Genomic DNA, 7,234 nt, shown 5'->3' on the forward strand with positions numbered 1-7,234 from the left:
TTTATTTTAATGATTAATAATTTGGATTTTGTACAAGTAAGGTATTTTCCAATTCGGATAAAGGAATTGGTAAAATTTCATTCTTACCTGATACAAACCCTCTAGATGCTAGTGCAGTAGCTGCTCTACCAGTTCGCACTAAATCATACCATCTATGTCCTTCTCCAGCTAATTCTAAACGTCTTTCATTCCAGATTGCTTCTAAGGAAACTGGAACAGAAGGTAATCCAACTCTTGCTCTAACAGCATCTAGCAATGCTTGTGCTCGTGAACCCGTACCACCTAAAGCTTCTGCTTCTAATAAATACGTATCTGCCAAACGCATCATGTACGTATGCTGTTTATAGTTAAGTACCGTAGCCCCTCCACCAGTTGATTGATCAGTTTTTAAAGGCATAAACTTTTTAAGAAAATAGCCCGTATCTTGATAACCAGCTGTGTATTGTACCTGATCTGCATCCTTTAAGGCTTTTAAATTTTCGATTGTATCATCAAATCTTGGATCTCCATTAAGGGCATCAAAAAGACTTTGAGTTATAACATTAAAACCCCATCCAGCCGCATAGTCTGGAGCTGTAGATCCTGTATTTTTTGCAAACCCTCTTGGTCCTACCATGACATTAAAGCTATTTCCTTCATCATTAGCCCAACCCCAATTTCCCCAATCGGCATTACTTTGATCGGTGTGCGCTATTTCGATTATAGACTCACTATGATAATTATTACTAACTATCCATAAATCTGAAAAATTGTTAAGTAATTTATATCCATAAGAACTAGTTGTTCCCGGCGTACCATTTACCTCGGCCAGTTGCGCAGCAGCTTCACTATTTTTCCCATGATATAGATATACTTTTCCTAACAGTGCTTTGGCTGCACCTCGTGTTAAACGTCCTGCTTCATTTTCTAAATCTAAAGTAACGGGAAGATCTGGAATCGCTTCTAGCAGATCGGTTTCAATTTGCGCGTAAACATCATTTGGGTCTGCTTGTGTTACATTATAAATTTCAGCAGTACCTAATGGTGCCGTAATTAAAGGAATGTTACCAAATAGTCTTACCAATTCAAAATAATAAATGGCTCTTAATGCTTTTGCTTCAGCAGTAAACCTTCCTTTTGTAGCATCGGGCATATCAACATTAGGTAATTTTATTAAAAGCGTATTGGCTCTAAAAATGCCCTGATAAAAATCGCTCCAATAACTAGTTGCAACGGTTGACTGACTGATAGTATAATTAGAAAACACTTGTAATTGAAGTCCATCAGAAGAATTACCTCCTCCAGCAAAGTGATCATCCGATCCAGAGTTTAATAGTGCTAACATATTCTCAAATCCTCGAGATTGCTTTCCCATAACATCGTAAACCGCTACTAAACCAGAATACGCTTCAGCTTCATTTTTGTAATAGTTTTCTTCTAGTGTAGTTCCTTTTGGCTCTACCTCTAAAAAATCTTCACTACAGGATACCATGAATATAGTTACTGACAGAGCAATAACAGCATTCATTATGTTTTTAATATTTTTCATATCTTTTTTTTTAAAATTGTAAATTAATTCCAATTTGGTTTGTTATGGCTTGTGGATAATATCCACGATCAACACCAAAAATTCCTCCACCAATTTCAGGGTCGTAACCACTGTATTTAGTAAACGTTAATAGGTTTTCAGACGTTAAATAAATTCTTAATTTATCTACACCATATTTGCTTAATACATTTGAAGGAATTGTATAACCAATTTGAATGGTTTTGAATCTTAAATAATCACCATCTTCTAAATAAAAATCTGATGGTTTTGAAAAGTTTTGATTAGGGTCATCGGCTGTTAGCCTTGGATAACTATTAGAAGTTCCCTCACCAACCCATCTGTTTAAAGCACTGGTTTGGTAATTTGCGTTTGTAATATCCAACCTTCTTAAACCTTGAAATATTTTATTACCAACTGCACCCTGACAGAATACCAATAAATCAAAGTTCTTATAATCCATATTAATGGTGAAACCAAAGGTAGCCTTAGGAATAGAGTTTCCTAAAAAAGTTCTATCATTATCCTCGTCAATTTTACCATCATCATTTAGATCTTGCCATTTAAAATCACCTGGTTGTGCATTTGGTTGAATAACCGTTCCATCAGAACTCACGTAGCTATCAATTTCTTCCTGATTTTGAAAAATACCGTTGGTTTTAAAGCCGTAGAAAGAGTTTATAGTTTGCCCTACTTGCGTTCTAGTAAATGGTATCATATTTTGAATTGATGCAGCTCCTTCTGTTATAAAGTCAATATTGTTACCTAAAAATGTTACCGTGTTTTTTACAAATGACACGTTACCGTTTAATGATAAATTAAAATCTTTAAAACTCTTGTTATACCCTAGCTCTAAATCAATACCAGTATTTTCCATATCGGCCACATTTCCGGTAGGACTTCCTATAGCACCAACATAACCTGGCAATGCAACAGGTTGTAAAATACCTATGGTTTCTTTTTTATACCAATCAAATGCCACTGAAAAATCATTAAATAATCTGGTATCAAAACCAACGTTTAATTGACTAGTTTCTTCCCACTTTAAATCTGGATTAGATGGTGCATCTGGACTATTACCAACAGTAACAGAGCCAGAAGTTCCTATAGTATAGTTTCGGCCTCCACTTACAGTAGATAAATAACGAAAATCTCCAATGGCATCACTACCAGTTACACCATAACCTCCTCTAATTTTTAATTGGTTGATTACATCATTATCTTTCCAAAATGCTTCTTTAGAAGGCACCCATCCTGCAGAAAACGATGGGAAAAAACCATATTTGTTATTAGCTCCAAAGCGTGAAGATCCATCACGTCTTACAATAGCAGTAAGCAAATATTTTTCGTTAAAATCATACGTTAATCTAGAGAATAAAGAGGTTACTGTATGTTCATTACCGGTATAAGCCGAAGCATTAATTTGGTCAGTAGTCGCACCGAAATTAAATGATGCATCGCGATAACTATCAACAGGAATATTAGTATATGTTACAGTTTCTCCTGAGTTAATATTATCAACATAGGCACCTTGCCCTAGTAAAATACTAAAGTTATGATTCCCTAAAGCTTTGGTATAAGAAACAGTATTTTCAATATTCCACCCAAAACCTTTATTTGTACCTCTTGAAATATTATTTTGCGGCGTTATATAAACGTTATTTAAATAAGAAACTGGTGTAAAACTTTGATATCCCCAATATGCTAATTTACCACCCAAAGTACTTCTAAACTTTAACCCTTCCATAGGTTCAAATTCCAGATACGCATTTCCTACAAAATTTTCTGCCCATCCATAATTCCCTAACAATGTTTGTTTAAATGCTAATGGGTTAGACATTTCTTGCTCAACCAAGTTTGAAATACCATAAGGGTTGCCGTTTTCATCGCGCCAAATTCCATCACGAAATTCCCCATCGTCGTAATAAGGGCTTTGGGCTATTAAGATTGGATCTGTTTCAACCACAGGCGTTAATGGGTCTAAATTTATAGCAGAAGATAAGGGACCACCATATTCAGTATTACTAGCTATCCCACTATTTTTTTCATTTGAATACCCAACCGTTTGTCCAAAACGAAGCTTATCGGTAATGTTATGTGTAGAATTTAAACGTATATTTTTTCTAATATAATTAGATACATCACTTAATACAATACCTTCTTGATCGGTATACCCAAATGAAGCGAAAAATTTAGAAACATCGTTACCTCCGCTTAAACTAAATTCATGACTAGTTCTTTTAGCACTATCATTAAAAATTACAGATTGCCAATCGGTTCCTTCACCTAATGAAGCTGGATTTGAATAAAGAATACCTTTACCATCATTAACAGATCGCTCGTTTAATAAGGTCGCATATTCGGTAGCATTCAGTAAGTCTAATTTTCTAGCAGGAGATGATAATCCTGTGTACCCATTATAATTAACACTTAGCTTTCCTAATTTTCCTTTTTTGGTAGTAACAAGAATTACCCCAGTTGCTGCTCTTGCACCATAAATAGCCTGAGACGCCGCATCTTTTAAAACCTCAACAGATTCAATATCCGATTGATTTAAAAAACCAATACCTCCAGAATCTACAACAACACCATCAACCACCCACAAAGGCTCATTACTACCTAATGTTGTAATCCCTCTAACCCGTACCGTAGATGAAGAACCTGGTTGTCCGGAATTAGCGGCGATGGTTATACCAGAAACTCTACCTTGTAAGGTTTGCTCAACCCTAGTTATTGGTAAATCTTCTAATTCGCTTTGTTTAACACCAGAAATAGCACCAGTTACTACACTTTTTTTCTGAGTTCCGTATCCCACAACCACCACTTCGTCTAATTGCGCCAGATCTTGCTTCAAAATTACTGCTAAGCTAGAACTGCTATTTACAACCACTTCTTGGGTCTCATAGCCCACAAAACTAAAGGACAATCTAGAACCAACTTCTGCATTGATGGTAAAAACCCCATCAAAATCTGTTACCGTTCCGCTTTTAGTACCTTTTTTAATAACGTTTACGCCTGGAATAGGCATTCCTGTTTCATCATTTACAACTCCATTTATGGCGATTTCTTGCGCAAAAGAAAACCATGAAGAAATAATAAATAAAATCGTGAATGATTTTAAAATCAAATTGTTGTTTTTCATATTTAGTTTAATTTAGTTTGTTAGCCCTCAAATAAAGAATGGCATGAAGCAAATTAAACCAAGAAGTAAGCTAAGTACAATACAAAGTATAAAATAAGTAGATTTTAAAAACCTAAAATATTACTTAAAAATCTGATATTCAAATTTTTAAATTAATTTAATAAAAAAAATAAAGTAGTAAAAACGTAACATACATATGGAAGAAATGAATTAAATTATGCATACCAAACTATAATATAATAATTTCAAAGAGAGAAATTTATCACACTCTTAAAATTACATTATTTTTTTTACCATATCCTCAAAGTCATTTCGATTAATAGCACTGTTTCTAACTTTAACCCGATAATTATAAATGGTGTTTACCGAATATCTTAATATTTTTGCTATTTTAGAACTGTTTGAAATGCCTAATCTAATTAATGCAAATATTCGCAATTCTACTGTTAAGGCATCTTCATGTTTCACAACAATTCTCTCATCTTCATTTAGTAGTTGATTAAAGCTTTCGATAAAATTCGGGTATATGTGTAAAAAAGATTTATCAAAATTACTATAGAAAATTTTCAATTCCTCATCTACAACATTTTTCGATTTAATAAGTTCGAGTAAATCATTTGTTTTATTGGTAACTATATATTTACGAACTGTTTTTCTGTAAACGTCTAATTTATCTATATAATCTGAGTATAAATTCAAAAACGCACCAATATATTGCTCCTTTATAGTATCAACTGCAGAAAGTTCCTCATATAACCTTTTTAGATCTTTATTCGTAAAACTTAATTTTTCATTTAAATCTTTAAGTTGCAAATTGGCATTTTTTAAATATTCTCTACCTAACCTAATTTTCTTGTATTGTTTAAAAATGAGAAACAAAGCTATCATTAATATTATAGACAGAAAACTAATAAACATTAACTGCCTTTTTAGTTTATTGTTTTGCTTAGTGCTTTCAATTTCATAAGATTTTGATATGACTGGTAACACATTGGATATATCTAAGAACCGTAATTTTGAATTATAAAATTTGGCATCTTCAAAGGAAAAGTTAATAAACTTATGGGCTCTTTTAACATCCCCTTCTTCAAATAAAATTACAGCTAGATTTGCCATAGAAGCATTGTCTTTTACAGATGATTGTATATCTGAAATTGCTGATAAAATAAGAAACTTTTTTTGATTTAATCTATTGCCTTCTATTTCCGAACTCATATAAGACCTATTAAAAGCCACCATTGCGAATTCTCGAGTACCCATTTTAGCTAGAGCTAATCTTTTTGTGTTTATTTCTAAAGCTTTTCTAATGTCTGATGCATCTCGATAGTTTTGTTCGGTAACTTCTAAATATATTTTTGAATTTTCACCAAGTTTGGATATTTGTGAATTCAAGGAATCTTTATAAGCAAAATACAATTGATTATAATTAGCACTTATACTACTAACTCTAGAAATAATTCTAAGCTCATAATAGCACCTTTTATAAATTATATAATATTCCCTAATTAATTCTTGCGATAAATTTGATGAGTTTATCTCTTCAAGCAATTTAATAGACTCATCATACCTGCCCGATGTTGCTAAAAGTTTTGCTAGCCTTAAAGTTGATTCTTTTATAAAATTATCATTTCCCAATTTTTTTGCCAAGGCTAAATTGTCTTCAATGTATTTTAAGGTAGAATCAAAACTGTAATATTCATACTCAGCAATGAGCTTATTGGTAATAAAATATTGGTTTTCAGGAGAAACATTACTTTCAGATAAAAGTGCTTTTAGATTAGCAATCCGTGATTCTTTAACTTGGTCATAAGTATTGCGCTTAGCCATTTCTTCTTCCAGCCTTACAATTAACGAATCTAATTCACTTTGAGAATAAAGAGGTATAGATATAATAAAAAGCAATAAATACGGAAGTATTTTATGCACCGGAATTATATTTTGAAATAAAATCAATTTTTACAAATTTGAATAAAGGGGTTTAAAATAAACTAATTTATCAAAAAAAAATAAAGCTTTTACTTTATAACTTCTTTTTATAATTTAAAATTATCATTCTTGCAAAAATATGAAGTCGGTAGGTTTATTAATAAAATCGACACTTTGTACTTTTTTAAATTGGACTCTCCGAAGTTTGTCCAGTAAATCCATAATGAGAACATCCATGATTTCTCGTGAAGAAAACAATTAAAAGATATTATCTGTCTTTATTAGTATCCGCATTCCTTTGATACTTAAAAAAACAATGAAAATATAATTACATTTAAATAGTCTATTAAGTTACATAAGTTTTGCAAGATACCGCACACCTGATTGCACACCTTTTATATGTTGCATTTTGTTTTTATTTGGCATCAAACAAAATGCTTTAAAACAAAAAACACTGATAATCATACAATTAACAGTGTTTTGATACTTCCTATTTCTAGGTTCGTCGGGGTGGCAGGACTCCCAAACAAAACCTAATATACTGTATTTCAATTATTTAAAAACTAAATTTTCAAATAGGACACTCTATAGGACATAGCCAAACAAGTTTGTGACATTCACAATGCAAAACTAATCAAAAC

Annotated in this window: 3 protein-coding genes; all 3 read right to left on the bottom strand. The window is 32.2% G+C overall.

Annotation, left to right across the window (positions count from 1 at the left end):
• Positions 1-13 precede the first annotated feature (13 nt).
• The 3 genes from ABYI63_RS14015 to ABYI63_RS14025 all read right to left on the bottom strand — a co-directional run bounded on the left by ABYI63_RS14015 (position 14) and on the right by ABYI63_RS14025 (position 6,593).
• Entirely contained in the window at positions 14-1,528 is a 1,515-nt protein-coding gene (locus ABYI63_RS14015) for a RagB/SusD family nutrient uptake outer membrane protein (RefSeq protein ID WP_372757132.1), read from the bottom strand.
• 10 nt (positions 1,529-1,538) lie between these two features.
• Positions 1,539-4,667 carry a SusC/RagA family TonB-linked outer membrane protein gene (locus tag ABYI63_RS14020; RefSeq protein ID WP_372757133.1) on the bottom strand — a complete coding sequence of 1,043 codons (3,129 nt, stop codon included), beginning with the start codon at positions 4,665-4,667 and terminating at the stop codon, positions 1,539-1,541.
• Between the two features lie 276 nt (positions 4,668-4,943).
• On the bottom strand, positions 4,944-6,593 hold the full coding sequence (locus ABYI63_RS14025; RefSeq protein WP_372757135.1) for a DUF6377 domain-containing protein: 1,650 nt from the start codon (positions 6,591-6,593) through the stop codon (positions 4,944-4,946).
• Positions 6,594-7,234: the final 641 nt, after the last annotated feature.

The organism is Mariniflexile sp. (genome assembly GCF_041583155.1).
Taxonomy (GTDB): Bacteria; Bacteroidota; Bacteroidia; order Flavobacteriales; family Flavobacteriaceae; genus Mariniflexile.

Bases quoted from the DNA above. Each gene is read 5' to 3' on its own strand.
- ABYI63_RS14015 (WP_372757132.1), bottom strand. From the start codon at position 1,528: ATGAAAAATATTAAAAACATAATGAATGCTGTTATTGCTCTGTCAGTA.
- ABYI63_RS14020 (WP_372757133.1), bottom strand. From the start codon at position 4,667: ATGAAAAACAACAATTTGATTTTAAAATCATTCACGATTTTATTTATT.